The sequence below is a fragment of the Xanthomonas sp. SS genome, from assembly GCF_014236835.1.
Taxonomy (GTDB): Bacteria; Pseudomonadota; Gammaproteobacteria; order Xanthomonadales; family Xanthomonadaceae; genus Xanthomonas_A.
Genome location: NZ_CP051190.1, coordinates 2,768,973 through 2,784,929, shown reverse-complemented (window position 1 = coordinate 2,784,929; position 15,957 = coordinate 2,768,973). Strand labels below are relative to the sequence as shown.

The window sequence follows — 15,957 nt, the reverse complement described above, 5'->3', positions numbered from 1 at the left end:
CGTGGCGGGTGGCTACAATCGCGGCTTCTGTCGATTGCCGGATGTCCCGCATGCTGCTGCGCGCCGTAGTGCTTACCTGCCTGTTGACCGCCGCGGCGCCCGCGCTGACGCAGCCGGCGACGATCAGCGGCAGCGTCTACCAGGAGCGCGACGGCCACGCGGGCCTCAGCAACGGCGAGCGCGGCATCGCCGGTGTGCAGGTCTCCGACGGCGTGCATATCGTGCGCACCGATGCGCAGGGCCGCTACAGCCTGGCGGTGGAGCCGGGGCGCACGGTGTTCGTGATCAAGCCCGACGGCTACGCCTTCGCCAGCGCCGGCAACGGTTTGCCGGCCTACTGGCGGCATTACGCGCCGGCGGGATCGCCCAAGCTCAAGTATCCGGGCATCGCCCCGACCGGCGGCGCCACCAGTGGCTGGGATTTCGCGCTGCGCACGCAAGCGCCGGCGGCCAGCACCGAGGTGTTGGTGTTCGCCGACACCCAGACCGCCTCGGCGACCGATGTCGGCTACTACGCGCGCGACATCGTCGCGCCGCTGCTGGGTAAGACCCGCGCGCGCCTGGGCACCACCCTGGGCGACGTGGTCAGCGACGACCTGTCGTTGTATCCGGCGCTGAATGCCGAAACCGCCAAGCTCGGCGTGCCATGGTTCCATGTGCCCGGCAACCACGATCTGAATTTCGATGCGGCCGACGATGCCGGCTCGTTGTCCAGCTGGCGCGCGGTCTACGGGCCGGATACTTACGCGGTGGAAGAGGGCGGCGCCAGCTTCGTGTTTCTCGACGACGTGGTCTACCAGCCGCAGCAGCAGCCCAAATACATCGGCGGTTTGCGCGAGGACCAGTTCGCGTTCCTGCAGGCCTACCTGGCGGCGCTGCCAAAACAGCGGCTGTTGGTGTTGGGCATGCACATCCCGCTGTTCGACGCCGCGCCGGGCAAGGAGACCTTCCGCCATGCCGACCGCGCGCGCCTGTTCTCCTTGCTGCAGGCGTTTCCGCACGTGCTGGTGCTCAGCGGCCATAGCCACACCCAGCGGCATTACTACCACGGCGCCGACGACGGCTGGCACGGCGCGCAGCCGCTGCATGAGTACAACGTGGGCGCGGCCTGCGGCGCGTTCTGGTCCGGGGCCAAGGATGCCGACGGCATTCCCACCGCGACGATGGCCGACGGCACCCCGAACGGCTATGCGCTGCTGACGCTGCAGCGCGATGGCCGATACGCGCTGGCTTACCACGCCGCGCGCGCGGCCGACGATGCGTCGATGACCCTGCACGCGCCGAAGGTGCTGCGCCGCGGCGCCTATCCGGCCTGGGCGGTGTACGCGAACGTGTTCATGGGCGAGGACGACAGCCGCGTGGAATACCGCATCGACGATGGCGCGTGGAAACCGATGGCCCGCGTGCAGCAGCCGGATCCGGACCTGCTCGCCGAGAACGCACGCGACGATGCCGCCGAGACCCTGCGCGGCTACGACCGCTCGCCGGAAGCGACCCCGTCGCAGCACCTGTGGCGCGGAGCCTTGCCGACCGACCTGGGCGCCGGCGCGCACCGCATCGAAGTCCGTGCCTTCGACCGCTGGCGCGGCGAACAGCGCGCGAGCACCGGCTATCGACTGCAGGACGCGACGCCCTGAGTGCGCGCGGCGTTCGGCGCATTGCTGCAACGGGTTCCTGGCCGATGCAAGAAACGGCGTACGGCGAACGGTCAGGCTTCCTGCGTCGGGACTGAAGTCCCTCCCACATTGCATCCAGGCCGCTGCTGCGCGCCCTTGTAGGAGCGGCTTCAGCCGCGACAAATACGCCGGGAAATGGTCGGCTCCTCAAGCGACCTGTCGGGGCTGAAGCCCCTCCTACAGTGCACTCAGGCTGGCTTTCTGCGCTTCCTGTAGAAGAGCTTCCAATCAAGACAAGTGCGGCAGCGAGATGGGGGCTTCGTCTGCTATCGGAACTGAAGTCCCTTCCCGTATTGCATCCAGCCCGCTGCTGCGCGCTTTTGTAGGAGCGGCTTCAGCCGCGACAAATGCGTCGGCAAACTGGCCGGCCTCGCAAGCGAACTGTCGGGGCTGAAGCCCCTCCTACAGTGCGCTCAGGCTGGCTTTCTGCGCTTTCTGTAGGAGAGTTCCCGATAACGACAAATGTGGCAGCGAGATGGGTGGCTTCGTCAGTTGTCGGGACTGAAGTCCCTCCCGCATTGCGTCCAGGCCGCTACTGCGCGCCTTTGTAGGAGCTGCTTCAGCCGCGACGAGTGCGTCGGCAAACTGGTCGGCTCCGCAAGCGAACTGTCGGGGCTGAAGCTCCTCTTACAGTGCGCTCAGGCTGGCTTTCTGCGCTTTCTGTATGAGAGTTTTTTCGATAACGACAAATGTGGCAGCGAGATGGGTGGCTTCGTCAGCTGTCGGGACTGAAGTCCCTCCCGCATTGCGTCCAGGCCGCTGCTGCGAGCCTTTGTAGGAGCGGCTTCAGCCGCGACGAATGCGTCGGCAAACTGGTCGGCTCCGCAAGCGAACTGTCGGGGCTGAAGCCCCTCCTACAGTGCACTCGGCTGGCTTGCCGCGAGTTCTTGTGAGAGCGACCTCAGTCGCGACGAGCGTGAGCAGCCAACCCTTCCGAGCCCACGGATTTGTCATCGCTGACCACAAGACGCAAGACCAGCAAGTGCATTTTTCCGAATCCCAAAAACAAAGACGCCTCCGCGCGGGAGGCTGTCGAAAGCGGGTGATCCTGGCTGGCGAGCGAAGGCGAGCGGGCGGAAGGATCGGGCGCAGCTGGCTGGCGTGAGGCTGGCGGGCTTGCTGCGAGGCCAAGTCTAGCGAGTGCCACGATTCGGCGATCAAACGCGACTCACTCTCATCTACTCGCAAGGCGACGCACGCAAGACATGCGCTCGATGCCGCACTGCGTACTTGTGGGATCGTCTTGCGCGGCTGTCGTCGCGCGACGCCCATGATGGGTACGACCGCTGAGGGCGATGCCGATCACCACACTGAAGCTCCTCTCCCCCGGCGACCGAAGGAAGTCCCCGTGGGAGAGTGGGCGGAGCTGAGGGTCAGGGCGAAGTCACCTCATCATCCTTTCGGATACTGTCGCGCGCGCACCGAACCTGCCATCTCGGCTTCGTCGTCGGCATTCGGATCCGAAGTCTTGCCCGGCTTAGCTATTGCCCAGCCTTGCCGCCGGCCGCTGTGTCCGGCGTTGCTGTTGTCTCCGACTCCGTCTCCATCTCCGCCTCAGGTTCCGCATAGGGATACGCCGGCGCCGCAACCGGCTGCAGCTGCGCCCGCCAGCGCTGCAGCAACGGCGCGATGCGCGCGCCGACGTACAGCTGCGGATACGACGGCGCTTCGCCTTCGGCCTGTTCGCGCGCGGTGATCTCGGCCGTGGCCAGGCGATAGCTCTCGACGAAATCGGTGGTGCGCGCCAGCGCGTCGATCAGCCAGGCGCGGCCGAAATAGGTCGCGCTGGCGGTGTTGCCGCAGCCGAACGAGGGCCGGTCGCGGCGCGCGGCGGTGATGATCAGCGTGTCCGGACTCTTCAGCGCCGGCACGAAGCCGCCCGAATAGCAGGCCGACAGCACGATCACCCGGTTGCGGATGCCGGCATCGTCGAGCAGCCCGCGCAATTCCTTGGGGGTGATGGTGTCGTAGTCGGCGTCCTCGCCGGGGCCGAACTGCACGTACAGTTCGTGCTGCTCGGTGCCGTGGCTGGTCAGGAACAGCAGCAGCGCGTCCTCGCGCTTGTCCATCAGCCTGCCGATCCGCTGCAGCGTGTCGGCCAGGTTGTCGTACGAGGCCTGCGGCGCGTAGGCGTGGGCGCCGAGATTGTCGGCGTGGTTGATCAGGGTGACGATTCGCCCCGCCGCGTCGAAGCGCTGCGCGAACAGCTGGCGCAGGTACTGGGTCTCGTTGCGGAACACGTCCTCGCTGGCGTCGCCGGCGAAGCCGACCACGTACAGGTCGGTGGTGCCCGGCCGCTGCGGCTGCAGCGCGGCCAGCGCCTTGCGCAGCTGCGCCTGGTCGATCGGATCGACCGGCACCGCCGCATCGACCTGTGCCTGCGCCGCGCCGGCATCCGGATGGCAGGCGGGCAGCAGCAGCGCCAGCAGCAAGGCCAGGGCCAGGCGGCGGTGCGGCACGCGGAGGCTGCGCAGGAACGAAGGCATGGGCGGCGGCTGCGGCGGAGAAAGGAGGCGGTCGCGTGCGGCGGCGGCTGCCGCGACGCTCAGAGCGCCAGCTCGGCGAAGCTCTCCACGCGCCGGTGGCCGTTGCAGGCGTCGCCCAGGCGCGGTTCGGGATAGTCCTCGCGGCGATCGACCAGCACCGTGTCCAGCCCCGCCTCGCGCGCGGCATCGAGCTCGGCGACGACGTCGGACAGGAACACGATCTGCGCGGGCGCGACGCCGGTGGCCTCGGCGATGTGCGCATAGCTGGCCGCTTCGCGCTTGGCGCCGACCTCGGTGTCGAACCAGCCGGAGAACAGCCCGGTCAGGTCGCCGGCGTCGCTGTGGCCGAAGAACAGTTTCTGCGCCGGCACCGAGCCGGACGAGTACACGTACAGCGGGTGACCGTCGGCATGCCAGCGGCGCAGCGCCGGCGCGGCGTCGGGGTAGATATGCGCGGCGAAGTCGGCGTCGCGGTAGCCGGCCTCCCAGATCATGCCCTGCAACGCCTTCAGCGCGGTGTGCTTGCGGTCCTGGTCGATCCAGCCCTGCAGCGTCTCCACGATCACCGCGTCGGTGCAGATGCCGCCGCATTCGGTCGCCACCGCGTCCAGCCACTGGCGGACCTGCGGTTGCTGGCCGTGTTCGCGGACGAAGTCGGGCAGGGCGCGGCGCGCGTAGGGGAACAGCACATCCTTGACGAAAGAGATGCTGCTGGTGGTGCCTTCGATGTCGGTCAGGATCACGCGTGGGTTGCCCATCGCTCAGTTCGCCTCGCCGCGCAGCGCCGCTTCGTAGCGCGGGAAGCGCTGGGCGATGTCGGTGCCGGTGAAATGGCCGACCCAGCCGTCCGGCTCGGTGAAGAAGCGGATCGCGATGAAGCGCGGCTCCGGGCCCATGTCGAACCAGTGGTGGGTGCCGTCCGGCACCGCGATCAGGTCGTTCTGCACGCATTCGATCTCGTAGACCTTGCCGTCCACGTGCAGGGTGAACAGGCCCGAGCCGGCGACGAAGAAGCGCACTTCGTCTTCCTTGTGGAAATGCTCCTCGAGGAACTTCTTGCGCATTTCCTCGCGCTGCGGATGGTCCGGGGCGATGCTGACCACGTCCACGGTCTTGAAGCCGTGCGCGGCCACCAATCGGTCGATGTCGCTCTTGTAGGCGGTCATCACCGCTTCCGGGGTGGCGCCGGCCTCGATCGGCTGGTCGGCCTGCCAGCGCTCGAAGGTGACGCCGATCTTGCGCAGCTCGGCGGCGATCGCGTCGCCATCGCGGCTGTCGAACAGCGGCGCGTCGGGAGTGGTTTCGGCGAAGATGCGGAGTCGGCTCATGGCGGCGGGCGAGGGCGTCGTGGAGGGGAGGAAAAGGGTAGCAGCTGGCGGGTAAGCCGCCGTTGCGGCGCTGGAACGCTGTCGCGCCGGCGCCGTGCGCCGCGGCTCAGCCGGTGGCGCGCAGTTTGCGCAGTTCGAGTTCGCAATGCAGCAGGAACTCGATGGCTTCCAGGTGGCGGCGCGCCTCGGCCATATCGCGGCCCCAGGCGTACAGGCCGTGGCCGTCGATCAGGTAGCCCCACAGCGGCGCGCGGTCGAGCAGCGCGTCCACCTGCGCGGCCAGCACGGTCATGTCCTGGGTGTTGGCGAACACCGGCAGCTCCACCGCGGTCTCGTGGGTCTGGTTGCCGTGCAGCGCCTTCAGCAGCTCGTAGCCTTCCAGGCGCACGTGGCCGGCGGGCGCATACAGCCGCGAGGCGATGGTCTGCACCGGCGAGTGCGTGTGCAGCACGCAGCCGATCTCCGGGAAGCGGCGGTACAGCTGGGTGTGCAGCAGGGTCTCGGCCGAGGGCCGGTGATCGCTGCCGACCGCCTCGCCGTCGAAGTCCACCACCATGATGTCGGCCTCGACCAGCCGGCCCTTGTCGCGGCCGGACACGGTGATCGCGGCATGCGCGGCGTCGAGCCGGTGCGAGAAGTTGCTGCTGGTGGCCGGGGTCCAGCCGGCCTCCGACAGTTCGCGGATGTTGCCGATCAGCAGCTGGGCCAGCGTACGCAGGCGTTCGGTATCGTAGGGCTGTGCGTTCATGCCCCTATTCTAGCGAGCCTGTGTGGCACGCAGACGGCTGTGGCGGAAGCCGTAGCCGAAATAGATCAGCAGGCCGAGCACGGTCCAGCCGGCCATCAGCAGCCAGTTGTGCGCGGTCATCGCCGACAGCAGCGCCATGCAGCTGAGCACCCCGGCGACGCAGATCGGCCAGGCGAACGGGATGCGGAACGGGCGCGGCAGGTCCGGCTGGGTGCGGCGCAGGATCAGCACCCCGGCGCAGACCGCGGCGAAGGCGATCAGCGTGCCCATCGAGGTCAGTTCGCCGAGCACATCCAGCGGGAACAGCGCCGCCAGCAGCGCGATGCCGATGCCGGTGATCACCGTGTTGATGTGCGGGGTGCGGTACTTGGGATGGATCCGGGTGAACAGCGGCGGCAGCAGCCCGTCGCGGGCGATGATCATGAAGATCCGCGGCTGGCCGATGATCATCACCAGCACCACCGAGGACAGGCCGATCAGCGCGCCGACCTCGACCACCACCCGCAGCCAGGCCAGCTGCGGATGCGCGGCCACCGCGGTCACCACCGGCTCGTCGGTGCCCAGTTGGGTGTACGGCACCAGCCCGGTCATCACCGCCGCCATGGCGATGTACAGCACGGTGCAGATCACCAGCGACAGGATCATGCCGATCGGCAGGTCGCGCTGCGGCCGGTGCGATTCCTGCGCCGCCACCGATACCGCCTCGAAGCCGATGTAGGCGAAGAACACCATCGCCGCGCCGCGCAGCACGCCGTCCATGCCGTACTTGCCGGGGCCTTCGTTGGCCGGGATGAACGGGTGCCAGTTGGCCGTGTCCACGTACTTCCAGCCGACCGCGATGACCAGCAGGATCAGCCCGGTCTTCAGCACCACCATCGCCATGTTCATCGCCGAGGACTTGCGGATGCCGACGTAGCACAGCCAGGTCAGCAGCAGCACGATGCCGGCGGCGGGCAGGTTGGCGATCGCGCCGGTGCGCTGCAGCTTGCCGTCCAGCGGCGCGTTGACCAGCGCCGCGGGCAGGTGGATGCCGAAATGGTCGAGCAGGCTGAGGAAATAGCCGGTCCAGCTCACCGCCACCGCCGAGGCCGACACGCCGTATTCCAGCACCAGCATCCAGCCGATGAACCACGCCGCCAATTCGCCGAAGGTGGCGTAGGTGTAGGTGTAGGCGCTGCCGGACACCGGCACCATCGCCGCGAACTCGGCATAGGCCAGCGCGCAGAACGCGCAGCACAGCGCGGCCAGCACGAACGACAGCATGATCGCCGGGCCGGCATGGTTGGCCGCGGCCTGTCCGGTGATGACGAAGATGCCGCCGCCGATCACCGCGCCGATGCCCAGCGCAGTCAGGCCCCAGGGCCCGAGCGCACGCTGCAGGCCCAGGCCGCCGGCGTCCTCGTGGGCGGCATGGGGATGTTTGGTGGCCCAGAGTTGTTTGAACATGGAGCGATTCCAGCCTGGCGCTGCGCGCGATGGAAGAAGGAACGAACGCGAAGACCGGCGCGGGCGCCGGTCTTCGGGGGGAGAATCAGGCCTTTGTGGCCAGGCGGCTGTGGCGGATGCCGTAGCCGAAATAGATGAACAGGCCGATCACGGTCCAGCCGACGAACACCTTCCAGTGTTCCTGGAACGCCTGCAGGAACAGGAACAGGCAGGCCAGCGCGCCGAGCGGGCAGATCACCATCGCCAGCGGCACGCGGAACGGGCGCGGCAGGTCGGGCTTGGTGAAGCGCAGCACCATCACCCCGATGCAGACCGTGGCGAAGGCGAGCAGGGTGCCCATCGACACCAGCTCGCCGAGCACGTCCAGCGGGATCAGCCCGGCCAGCAGCGCGGCGACCACGCCGACGAAGATGGTGCCGACGTAGGGCGTGTGGAACTTGCGGTGGACCTTGCCGAACAGCTTCGGCAGCAGGCCGTCGCGCGACATGGTGTAGAAGATGCGCGGCTGCGCCATCAGCATCACCAGCACCACCGATGACAGGCCGGCGATCGCGCCGATCTCCACCGCGGTCTTCAGCCAGGCCAGGCTCGGGTAGTGTTCCAGCGCGGTGGCCACCGGCTTGGCGGTGCCGAGCTGGGTGTAGGGCAGCAGGCCGGTCAGCACCGCGCAGACGATGATGTAGATGACCGTGCACACCGCCAGCGACACCAGGATGCCGATCGGCATGTTGCGCTGCGGGTCCTTGGTTTCGCCGGCCGAGGTGGAGACCGCGTCGAAGCCGATGTAGGAGAAGAACACGATCGAGGCGGCGCGGAAGATCCCGCTCCAGCCGAACTGGCCCGGTCCGGTGTTCTCGGGAATGAACGGATGCCAGTTGGCCGGGTCGACGTGGGACACGCCGAAGCCGACGAACAGGCAGATCACCAACACCTTGATCGCCACCACGATGGCGTTGACGAACGCCGACTGGGTCACGCCGACGTAGCACAGCGCGCTGACCGCGACCACGATCAGCACCGCCGGCAGATTGACGATGCTGCCGGAGGCGACGAAGGTGTGGCCGGTCCAGGCCAATGGCGCGCCGGCCAGTTCCGCCGGGAACGGCAACCCCAGGGTGCCGGTGAGGAAGCTGATCAGGTAGGCCGACCAGCCGACCGCGACGCTGGAGCCGGCGAACAGGTATTCCAGCACCAGGCACCAGCCGATGAACCAGGCCACGCCTTCGCCCAGGGTGGTGTAGGAGTAGGAATAGGCGCTGCCGGAGACCGGCATCATCGCCGCGAACTCGGCGTAGCACAGGCCGGCGAAGGCGCAGGCGATGCCGGCGAACACGAACGACAGCATCACCGCCGGTCCGGCGTGGTTGGCCGCGGCCTGGCCGGTTAGCACGAAGATGCCCGCGCCGATCACCGCACCGATGCCGAGCATGATCAGATGCTTGGCGGTGAGGGTCCGTTTCAGCGTGGCTTCGCCTTCCAGGCTGCCTTCGAACGGTTCGCCGGCATCGACGTGCCCGGCCGGTTCGATCGGCTTGACCCTCAACAGAGACTTCAGCATGCGGTGGATCCCCTGGGTGGCGAGCGGGGCTGTCGTGCCCCGGTAAAGATGGTGCGCTAGGCCCAAGCAGGCCACGCAAGCGTCGTACCATGCCAAAGCCGGACGGCCGCCACAAGCCGCGCCGCACCGTCGGCGGCGATAATGGCGGTCCCCGATCGCGAGAACCGCCCATGCCGGACCTTTCCCTGCGCCGCCAGTTGCAGAGCTATGCCGCCCGTTGGCCGCAGGAGACCGAGCTTGCCGCGCAATTCCTGGCTTTGCTGGACGATGCGCAGGACCCGTTCGTGCGCGAACGCCTGGCCGGCCATTTCACCGGTTCGGCCTGGCTGGTCAGCGCCGACGGCACCCGCACCCTGCTGACCCACCACCGCAAGCTGCAGCGCTGGCTGCAGCTGGGCGGGCATGCCGACGGCGACCGCGACCTGGCGCTGGTGGCGCTGAAAGAAGCCGAGGAGGAATCCGGGCTACCGGGCCTGGCGCTGGAGGACGGCGCACTGTTCGACCTGGACCGGCACTGGATCCCCGAGCGCCAGGACGTGCCGGGGCACTGGCATTTCGACGCGCGCTACGTGGTGCGCGCTGGCGCCGACGAGGCGTTCGCGGTCAGCGCCGAATCGCTGGCCCTGGCCTGGCGCCCGATCACCGAACTGCTGGCCGAACCGGACCTGGATCCGTCGCTGCGGCGCATGGCCGGCAAGTGGCTGGCGCACAGCGGCGGCTGATGCGCCGGTGACGGAGGCTGCTGGACCGGCTGGTTCGGGCGCCGAGCGTCCGCGGCCGGCTGGGCGGGCCTGGCGGGATTGGGTACCCTTGGGCGCCCGTTGCCTGTCCATGCCCATGTCCCGCACCGCTGCTTCATTCACTTACCGCCTGGCATTCCGCCCGGTCGACGACCGGATGGATTCGGCCGAACTGGCGCGTACCGTGCAACGGGCGCTGCTGGCATTGAGCGGGCCGCCGCATGGCGTGGCGATCGTCAGCCTGCAGCGCCCGCCGCGCGAGGACGGCGACGGCCTGTACATGGAGGCGGTCACCACCGGCCCGGAGCGGTGGTATTTGAAGGCCGACGACTATCTGTTGAGCGAGGGGTTGCGCGGCGAGTTGCAGCCCTGAGGGGCCGGGATTCGGGATTGGGGATTGGGGATTCGCAAGAGCGTAAGCCGCGTGATCCGCTTTCCCGCGCTTGATTCAAGCCTTCGCACCCGCGCGCGTTTTTTGCGCCGCAGCCGCAAACACTCCAAGCCCGATTGCAGTCGGAGAACGGGCTCGCCAGCGCCGCCGCTGTTCCGGGTCCCCGGTCCCGAGTCCCGAGTCCCGCTCAGTAAAGAATGCGCGTGCGTAGCGTCCCGGCGATCTGTCCCAGCTCGTCCTTCAGCACCGCCGCCAGTTCCTCGCTGGCGGCGACGTCGATCACCACGTAGCCGACCTTGGGGTCGGTGCGCAGGAACTGGCCGTCGATGTTGACGTTGTGGCGCGAGAACAGTTCGTTGATCTGCGACAGCACGCCCGGCACGTTGCGGTGGATGTGCAGCAGGCGCAGGCTCTCGGCATGCTCGGGCAGGGTGACCTCGGGGAAGTTCACCGCCGACAGGGTGCTGCCGTTGTCGCTGTAGCGCACCAGCTTGGCCGCCACTTCCACGCCGATGTTGTCCTGCGCTTCCAGCGTGCTGCCGCCCACGTGCGGGGTCAGGATCACGTTGTCGTGCGCGGCCAGCGGCGATTCGAATACGTCGCCGTTGCCCTTCGGCTCGACCGGGAACACATCCACCGCCGCGCCGCCGATGTGGCCGGAGGTCAGCGCCGCGTCCAGCGCGGCGATGTCGATGACGGTGCCGCGCGAGGCGTTGATCAGGTGCGCGCCGGGCTTCATCTGCGCGATCTGCGCCGCGCCGATCATGTCCTTGGTCGCTGCGGTTTCCGGCACATGCAAGGTCACCACGTCCGAGCGCGCCAGCAGGTCGTCCAGGTCGGTCGCCGCGCGCGCGTTGCCCAGCGACAGCTTGGCCTCGATGTCGTGGAAGATCACCTGCATGCCCAGCGATTCGGCGAGCACGCCGACCTGGGTGCCGATATGCCCGTAGCCGACGATGCCCAGCACCTTGCCGCGGGTCTCGTGGCTGCCGGTGGCCGATTTCGACCAGCCGCCGCGGTGGCATTCGGCGTTCTTCTGCGGAATGCCGCGCAGCAGCAGGATCGCCTCGGCGATGACCAGTTCGGCGACGCTGCGGGTGTTGGAGTAGGGCGCGTTGAACACCGGGATGCCGGCCAGCTCGGCCGCGTCCAGGTCCACCTGGTTGGTGCCGATGCAGAAGCAGCCGACCGCGATCAGGCGCTTGGCCTGCGCCAGCACCTCGGCGCTGAGCTGGGTGCGCGAGCGGATGCCGACGATGTGCGCGTCGGCGATGCGCGCCTTCAGTTCCTCTTCCGGCAGCGACTTGGCGTGCAGTTCGATCTGCGAGTAGCCGGCGGCGCGGAACACGTCGATGGCGGTCTGGCTGATGCCTTCGAGCAACAGGACGCGGATGTCCTGCTTCGGAAACGAGGTTTTCTTGGGCGACATTGCGGCGGCGAGGCGAAGCGAAAGGGTCGGTCACTATGCCAGATGCGTCCGCGTTTTGGTGCGTCGCAATAGGACGCCGGGGTCGCGCAAACGCAACGGTGGCAAAGGTTTCAGTTGCATCTGTTCGGGACTCGGGACTCGGAAGAAGCGTGGGAAGAAGGCACCGCCTCGCTTCATGCTGGTGGTCCGGCTCTTCCGAGTCCCCTGTCCCGAGTCCCGAGTCCCGCCCAACTGGACGCCGCTACCCAACGCTGGCACGCTTGAACGCTTGCCTTTGCCCGATCCCGACCCATGACCGATCCGCGCCTGGACGCCCTTACGCACTCCGTTCCCGGACTGCGCCTGAAGACCGACCCCGCCGACCTGGAGCACTACGGCCGCGACTGGACCCGGCGCTGGACGCCGGCGCCGCTGGCGATCGCATTGCCGGCCACGGTGGACGAGGTGCAGGCGTTGCTGCGCTGGGCCAACGACCACGCGGTGGCGGTGGTGCCCTCGGGCGGCCGCACCGGCCTGTCCGGCGGCGCGGTGGCCGCGCACGGCGAACTGGTGCTGAGCCTGGAGCGGATGAACAAGGCGCTGGCGTTCGACGCGGTCGATCGCACCCTCACCGTGCAGGCCGGCATGCCGCTGGAGGCGGTGCACAACGCGGCGCGCGAGCACGGGCTGGTGTATCCGGTGGATTTCGCCGCGCGCGGCTCGTGTTCGATCGGCGGCAACATCGCCACCAATGCCGGCGGCATCCGCGTGATCCGCTACGGCAATACCCGCGAATGGATCGCCGGGCTCAAGGTGGTGACCGGCAGCGGCGAACTGCTCGAACTCAACCGCGGGCTGATCAAGAACTCCAGCGGCTACGACTTCCGCCAGCTGCTGATCGGCTCGGAAGGCACGCTCGGCATCGTCGTGGAGGCCACGCTGCGGCTGACCGATCCGCCGCCGCCGAGCAACGTGATGCTGCTGGCGCTGCCTTCGTTCGAAGTGCTGATGCAGGTGTTCGCCGCGTTCCGCGGCCGCCTGCAACTGGAGGCGTTCGAATTCTTCACCGACCGTGCGTTGCAACATGTGCTGGCGCATGGTGCGCAGGCGCCATTCGACACGGTCTATCCGTACTACGTGGTAACCGAGTACGCCAGCGGCGACGAGGCGCAGGAAGCCGCGGCGCTGGCCGCGTTCGAGGCGTGCATGGAGCAGGGCTGGGTGCTGGACGGGGTGATCAGCCAGAGCGATGCGCAGGCGGCGCAGCTGTGGCGCCTTCGCGAAGGCATCACCGAGGCGGTGGCGCGCTACAAGCCGTATAAGAACGACGTGTCGGTGCGGATCTCGGCGATGCCGGCGTTCCTGGCGCAGACCCAGGCCCTGCTCGGCGAAGCCTATCCGCAGTTCGACGTGGTCTGGTTCGGCCATATCGGCGACGGCAACCTGCACATCAATGTGCTCAAGCCCGACGCCACCGCCGATGCCGACTTCATCGCCGCCTGCGAACAGGTCACCAAGCTGCTGGCGCAGGTGCTGGCCGAGCATGGCGGCAGCATCTCCGCCGAACACGGCATCGGCCTGGTCAAGAAGCCGTATCTGGAGAGCACCCGCAGCGCCGAGGAGATCGCGCTGATGCGCGCGGTCAAGCGCGTGTTCGATCCGGCCGGGCTGCTCAATCCAGGCAAACTGTTCGATCCCTGAGCCGCGCACACGCCGTGCAGGCATGCGCGCGGCGTCGATGCTCGCGCTCGCGGCGGCGGCCGGCTAGGCTATGCCGACGCGGCCACGGCCGCTTCTCTTTTCCCGATCCCGTTGGAACCGATGCGATGAACCGAGTGACCGCGCGCTGCGCCCTGTTGTTGATCCTGTCCGTCCCCGCGTTCGCGCAGGCTTCCAGCTTCGCCGGCAGCTCCGCCGGTTCCGCCTCGGCCGGTTCTGCCGGCAGTTCCGCCTCTTCGGACAGCAGCTCCGGCGACGACAAGCTGGTGCTGCAGGCACGCGACGACGCGGCCGGTTTCGTCGCCAGTGCCGGCCGCATCCGCGGCGTGCAGCTGGAGGCGGCGCTGCGCGTGCTGCGCGAGCGCAACCCGCAGGCGCAGCAGGCCAGCGACCTGCAACTGGCGCAGGCCATCCTGGCGCTGTGATGCCGCGCCGGCGGCTGCGCCGGCGGCTGCGCCGGCTGGCGTGGCTGGCGTTGCTTGGGTTGGCGTGCGCACTGCCTGCGCAGGCAGTGCGGTTGCAGGTCGACGCGGGCGGATTGAGCGCTTCCGAACGCGCGGCCAGCCAGGCCCTGCTCGACGCGACGCTGCCGAAGCTGCCGCCGGCCTGGGGCGCGGCGATCGCGACGCCGCTGACGCTGCAATGGCGAGACGACCTGCCCGAACAGGTGCACGGCAGGGCGCAGGCGCGGCACCTGCTGTTGAACAAGGCCCTGCTGCGCGCGTGGATGGCGCAGCCTGCTGCCGGTGCCGCCGACGGTGGCGCAGCAGACCCGGCGAGGCGGCCCGCGATCGCCGCGCTGCTGCACGAACTGGCGCATTTCTACGACCGCTCCGCGACGGGCCGGCTGTCGTCGGATCCGCGCCTGCTGGATCTGGCCGGCTGGCAGGTCAGCCCGATGCGGCTGGGCCTGCGCATGGGCCGCAATGCCTTCAGCGAGCGCAGCCCGGACCGGTACGAACTTGAGTCGCCGACGGAATTCGTCGCGGTCAATCTGGAACATTTCCTGCTGGATCCCGACTACGCGTGCCGGCGCCCGGCGCTGGCGCGGTATTTCGCGCAGCGCCTGGCCTGGTCGCCGCCGGCGACGGCGTGCGCGCCCGGCCTGGCCTATCTGCAGGATCCGCTTGCCGACGAGACGGCGCTGCTGCAACTGGATCCGGCGCGGGTCTACGCGATCGACTACCTGCTGGCCGAGGGCAACGCGCAGCCGATGAGCCATTGGGGCCACAGCATGCTGCGGCTGGTGATCTGCGCGCCGGGACGTGCGCCCGGCCCCGATTGCCGCCTGGATCTGGCGTATCACAAGGTGCTGTCGTTCCGCGCGTTCGTCGACGACGTGCAGATCTCCAACATGCGCGGCCTGGTCGGTTCGTATCCATCGCGGCTGTTCGTGCTGCCGCTGCGCCAGGTGGTGGACGACTACACCCAGGTGCAACTGCGCGGCCTGCAGTCGATTCCGCTGCGGCTGAGCGCGGACGAGCGCGCGGCGCTGCTGGAGCGCGCCGCGCAGCTGCACTGGAGCTACGACGGGCGCTATTACTTTCTCAGCAACAACTGCGCGGTGGAAACCTACAAGCTGCTGCACGACGGCGTGCCGCGGCTGGCCGGCGCGCGCCTGGCCGGGATCAGCCCGACCGGCCTGCTGCGCCGCCTGGCCCGCGCCGGCATCGCCGACACCGCGGTGCTGGACGAAGCGGACGCCGCCACGCGCCAGGGCTACTACTTCGCGGCGGCGAGCGCGCACTACGCGGCGATGTTCGCGGTCGCGCGCGCGCAGCTGGCGTTGCCGGCGCGCAGCGTGGAAACCTGGCTGGACCTGCCGGCGGCGCAACGCGCGCCCTGGCTGCAGCGCGGCGACCTGCGCGCCAGCGCCGCACTTTTATTGCTTGAGAACGCCGCGCGCCGGCGCCAGGAGCAGCGCGGCCGCGATGCGTTGAAGCGGCGTTATCTGGCCAGGGCGCATCTGCCTGCATCTGCCGCTGCCGGTTCCGGCGTTGACGCTGGTACCGGTACCGGTGGCGGTGCTGGTGCTGGTGCTGCTGGTGATGCTGCCATCGTCGCCGACGCTACAGAGGTCCAGACTGAGAATGCCGCTGCCGCAGTTCGCGCTGTGCTGGCGCAGCAAGGTCTGTTGAGCCAACCGTCGACGCTGCTGCAGGGCCAGCCCGGCTATGGGTTGCCGCAGGCGCAGGAGCGCGCATGGCTGCAGCGTCAGGGGCAAGCGCGGATCGACGCACTGCGCAGCGACGGCGCCGCGCTGCAGGCGCGCCTGCACGCCTTGCTGCCGCCACCGCTGCGCGCGGAACTGCAGCAGATCGACGCGAACCTGGCGACGCTGGGAACGCGGCTGCGCGATCTCAACCGCGACAGCGGCGGACTGCAGCTGGTTTCGCCTTCGTTGTTGCAGCCTGCTGGCAAGCAATGATGTGGAGGTGGTTGGACCGCGGCAGCAAG

At 68.7% G+C, this 15,957-nt stretch carries 13 protein-coding genes; 6 read left to right on the top strand and 7 right to left on the bottom strand.

From position 1 onward, the window contains the following. Nucleotides 1-50: 50 nt before the first annotated feature. Nucleotides 51-1,637 carry a calcineurin-like phosphoesterase C-terminal domain-containing protein gene (locus HEP74_RS11485; RefSeq protein ID WP_185812999.1) on the top strand — a complete coding sequence of 529 codons (1,587 nt, stop codon included), beginning with the start codon at nt 51-53 and terminating at the stop codon, nt 1,635-1,637. Nucleotides 1,638-3,157: 1,520 nt separating this feature from the next. On the opposite strand, the gene HEP74_RS11480 is transcribed toward HEP74_RS11485, so the two are convergent. The 6 genes from HEP74_RS11480 to HEP74_RS11455 form a co-directional block, all read right to left on the bottom strand. Beyond that, entirely contained in the window at nt 3,158-4,162 is a 1,005-nt protein-coding gene (locus HEP74_RS11480) for a C13 family peptidase (protein ID WP_185812998.1), read from the bottom strand. A 59-nt stretch (nt 4,163-4,221) separates the two neighbouring features. Continuing rightward, a complete protein-coding gene (gene mtnC / locus HEP74_RS11475; RefSeq protein ID WP_185812997.1) occupies nt 4,222-4,920 on the bottom strand; it encodes an acireductone synthase in 699 nt (232 codons plus the stop codon). A 3-nt stretch (nt 4,921-4,923) separates the two neighbouring features. Continuing rightward, complete coding sequence (locus tag HEP74_RS11470; protein ID WP_185812996.1) at nt 4,924-5,490, bottom strand: 1,2-dihydroxy-3-keto-5-methylthiopentene dioxygenase; 567 nt, start codon at nt 5,488-5,490, stop codon at nt 4,924-4,926. 106 nt (nt 5,491-5,596) lie between these two features. Then, on the bottom strand, nt 5,597-6,238 hold the full coding sequence (locus HEP74_RS11465; RefSeq protein ID WP_185812995.1) for a methylthioribulose 1-phosphate dehydratase: 642 nt from the start codon (nt 6,236-6,238) through the stop codon (nt 5,597-5,599). Nucleotides 6,239-6,247: 9 nt separating this feature from the next. Next, entirely contained in the window at nt 6,248-7,684 is a 1,437-nt protein-coding gene (locus HEP74_RS11460; RefSeq protein ID WP_185812994.1) for an amino acid permease, read from the bottom strand. A gap of 85 nt (nt 7,685-7,769) precedes the next feature. Further along, complete coding sequence (locus tag HEP74_RS11455) at nt 7,770-9,242, bottom strand: amino acid permease (RefSeq protein WP_185812993.1); 1,473 nt, start codon at nt 9,240-9,242, stop codon at nt 7,770-7,772. A gap of 170 nt (nt 9,243-9,412) precedes the next feature. Here HEP74_RS11455 and HEP74_RS11450 point away from each other — a divergent pair, with 170 nt between their 5' ends. Beyond that, nucleotides 9,413-9,964, top strand: coding sequence for an NUDIX hydrolase (locus HEP74_RS11450; RefSeq protein WP_185812992.1), 552 nt, complete (start codon nt 9,413-9,415; stop codon nt 9,962-9,964). A gap of 109 nt (nt 9,965-10,073) precedes the next feature. Beyond that, on the top strand, nt 10,074-10,355 hold the full coding sequence (locus HEP74_RS11445) for a hypothetical protein (protein WP_011036994.1): 282 nt from the start codon (nt 10,074-10,076) through the stop codon (nt 10,353-10,355). 205 nt (nt 10,356-10,560) lie between these two features. Here HEP74_RS11445 and serA read toward each other — a convergent pair whose 3' ends face one another. After that, nucleotides 10,561-11,802 carry a phosphoglycerate dehydrogenase gene (gene serA / locus HEP74_RS11440; protein WP_185812991.1) on the bottom strand — a complete coding sequence of 414 codons (1,242 nt, stop codon included), beginning with the start codon at nt 11,800-11,802 and terminating at the stop codon, nt 10,561-10,563. 291 nt (nt 11,803-12,093) lie between these two features. On the opposite strand from serA, the gene HEP74_RS11435 reads away from it, so the two are divergent. The 3 genes from HEP74_RS11435 (at nt 12,094) to HEP74_RS11425 (ending at nt 15,928) form a co-directional block, all read left to right on the top strand. Continuing rightward, on the top strand, nt 12,094-13,482 hold the full coding sequence (locus HEP74_RS11435) for a D-2-hydroxyglutarate dehydrogenase (protein WP_185812990.1): 1,389 nt from the start codon (nt 12,094-12,096) through the stop codon (nt 13,480-13,482). 125 nt (nt 13,483-13,607) lie between these two features. Continuing rightward, nucleotides 13,608-13,925 carry a DUF2388 domain-containing protein gene (locus HEP74_RS11430; protein ID WP_185812989.1) on the top strand — a complete coding sequence of 106 codons (318 nt, stop codon included), beginning with the start codon at nt 13,608-13,610 and terminating at the stop codon, nt 13,923-13,925. Next, nucleotides 13,925-15,928: a DUF7844 domain-containing protein gene (locus HEP74_RS11425; protein WP_185812988.1), complete on the top strand. Its 2,004-nt coding sequence runs from the start codon at nt 13,925-13,927 to the stop codon at nt 15,926-15,928. The genes HEP74_RS11430 and HEP74_RS11425 overlap by 1 nt, the downstream gene beginning before the upstream one ends. Nucleotides 15,929-15,957 lie beyond the last annotated feature (29 nt).

What these genes read in the sequence shown, in the direction of transcription:
- HEP74_RS11450 (WP_185812992.1), top strand. Translation starts at nt 9,413, where the DNA reads ATGCCGGACCTTTCCCTGCGCCGCCAGTTGCAGAGCTATGCCGCCCGT.
- HEP74_RS11435 (WP_185812990.1), top strand. Translation starts at nt 12,094, where the DNA reads ATGACCGATCCGCGCCTGGACGCCCTTACGCACTCCGTTCCCGGACTG.
- HEP74_RS11480 (WP_185812998.1), bottom strand. Translation starts at nt 4,162, where the DNA reads ATGCCTTCGTTCCTGCGCAGCCTCCGCGTGCCGCACCGCCGCCTGGCC.
- HEP74_RS11430 (WP_185812989.1), top strand. Translation starts at nt 13,608, where the DNA reads ATGAACCGAGTGACCGCGCGCTGCGCCCTGTTGTTGATCCTGTCCGTC.
- mtnC (WP_185812997.1), bottom strand. Translation starts at nt 4,920, where the DNA reads ATGGGCAACCCACGCGTGATCCTGACCGACATCGAAGGCACCACCAGC.
- HEP74_RS11445 (WP_011036994.1), top strand. Translation starts at nt 10,074, where the DNA reads ATGCCCATGTCCCGCACCGCTGCTTCATTCACTTACCGCCTGGCATTC.
- HEP74_RS11460 (WP_185812994.1), bottom strand. Translation starts at nt 7,684, where the DNA reads ATGTTCAAACAACTCTGGGCCACCAAACATCCCCATGCCGCCCACGAG.
- HEP74_RS11465 (WP_185812995.1), bottom strand. Translation starts at nt 6,238, where the DNA reads ATGAACGCACAGCCCTACGATACCGAACGCCTGCGTACGCTGGCCCAG.
- HEP74_RS11485 (WP_185812999.1), top strand. Translation starts at nt 51, where the DNA reads ATGCTGCTGCGCGCCGTAGTGCTTACCTGCCTGTTGACCGCCGCGGCG.
- HEP74_RS11425 (WP_185812988.1), top strand. Translation starts at nt 13,925, where the DNA reads ATGCCGCGCCGGCGGCTGCGCCGGCGGCTGCGCCGGCTGGCGTGGCTG.
- HEP74_RS11470 (WP_185812996.1), bottom strand. Translation starts at nt 5,490, where the DNA reads ATGAGCCGACTCCGCATCTTCGCCGAAACCACTCCCGACGCGCCGCTG.
- serA (WP_185812991.1), bottom strand. Translation starts at nt 11,802, where the DNA reads ATGTCGCCCAAGAAAACCTCGTTTCCGAAGCAGGACATCCGCGTCCTG.
- HEP74_RS11455 (WP_185812993.1), bottom strand. Translation starts at nt 9,242, where the DNA reads ATGCTGAAGTCTCTGTTGAGGGTCAAGCCGATCGAACCGGCCGGGCAC.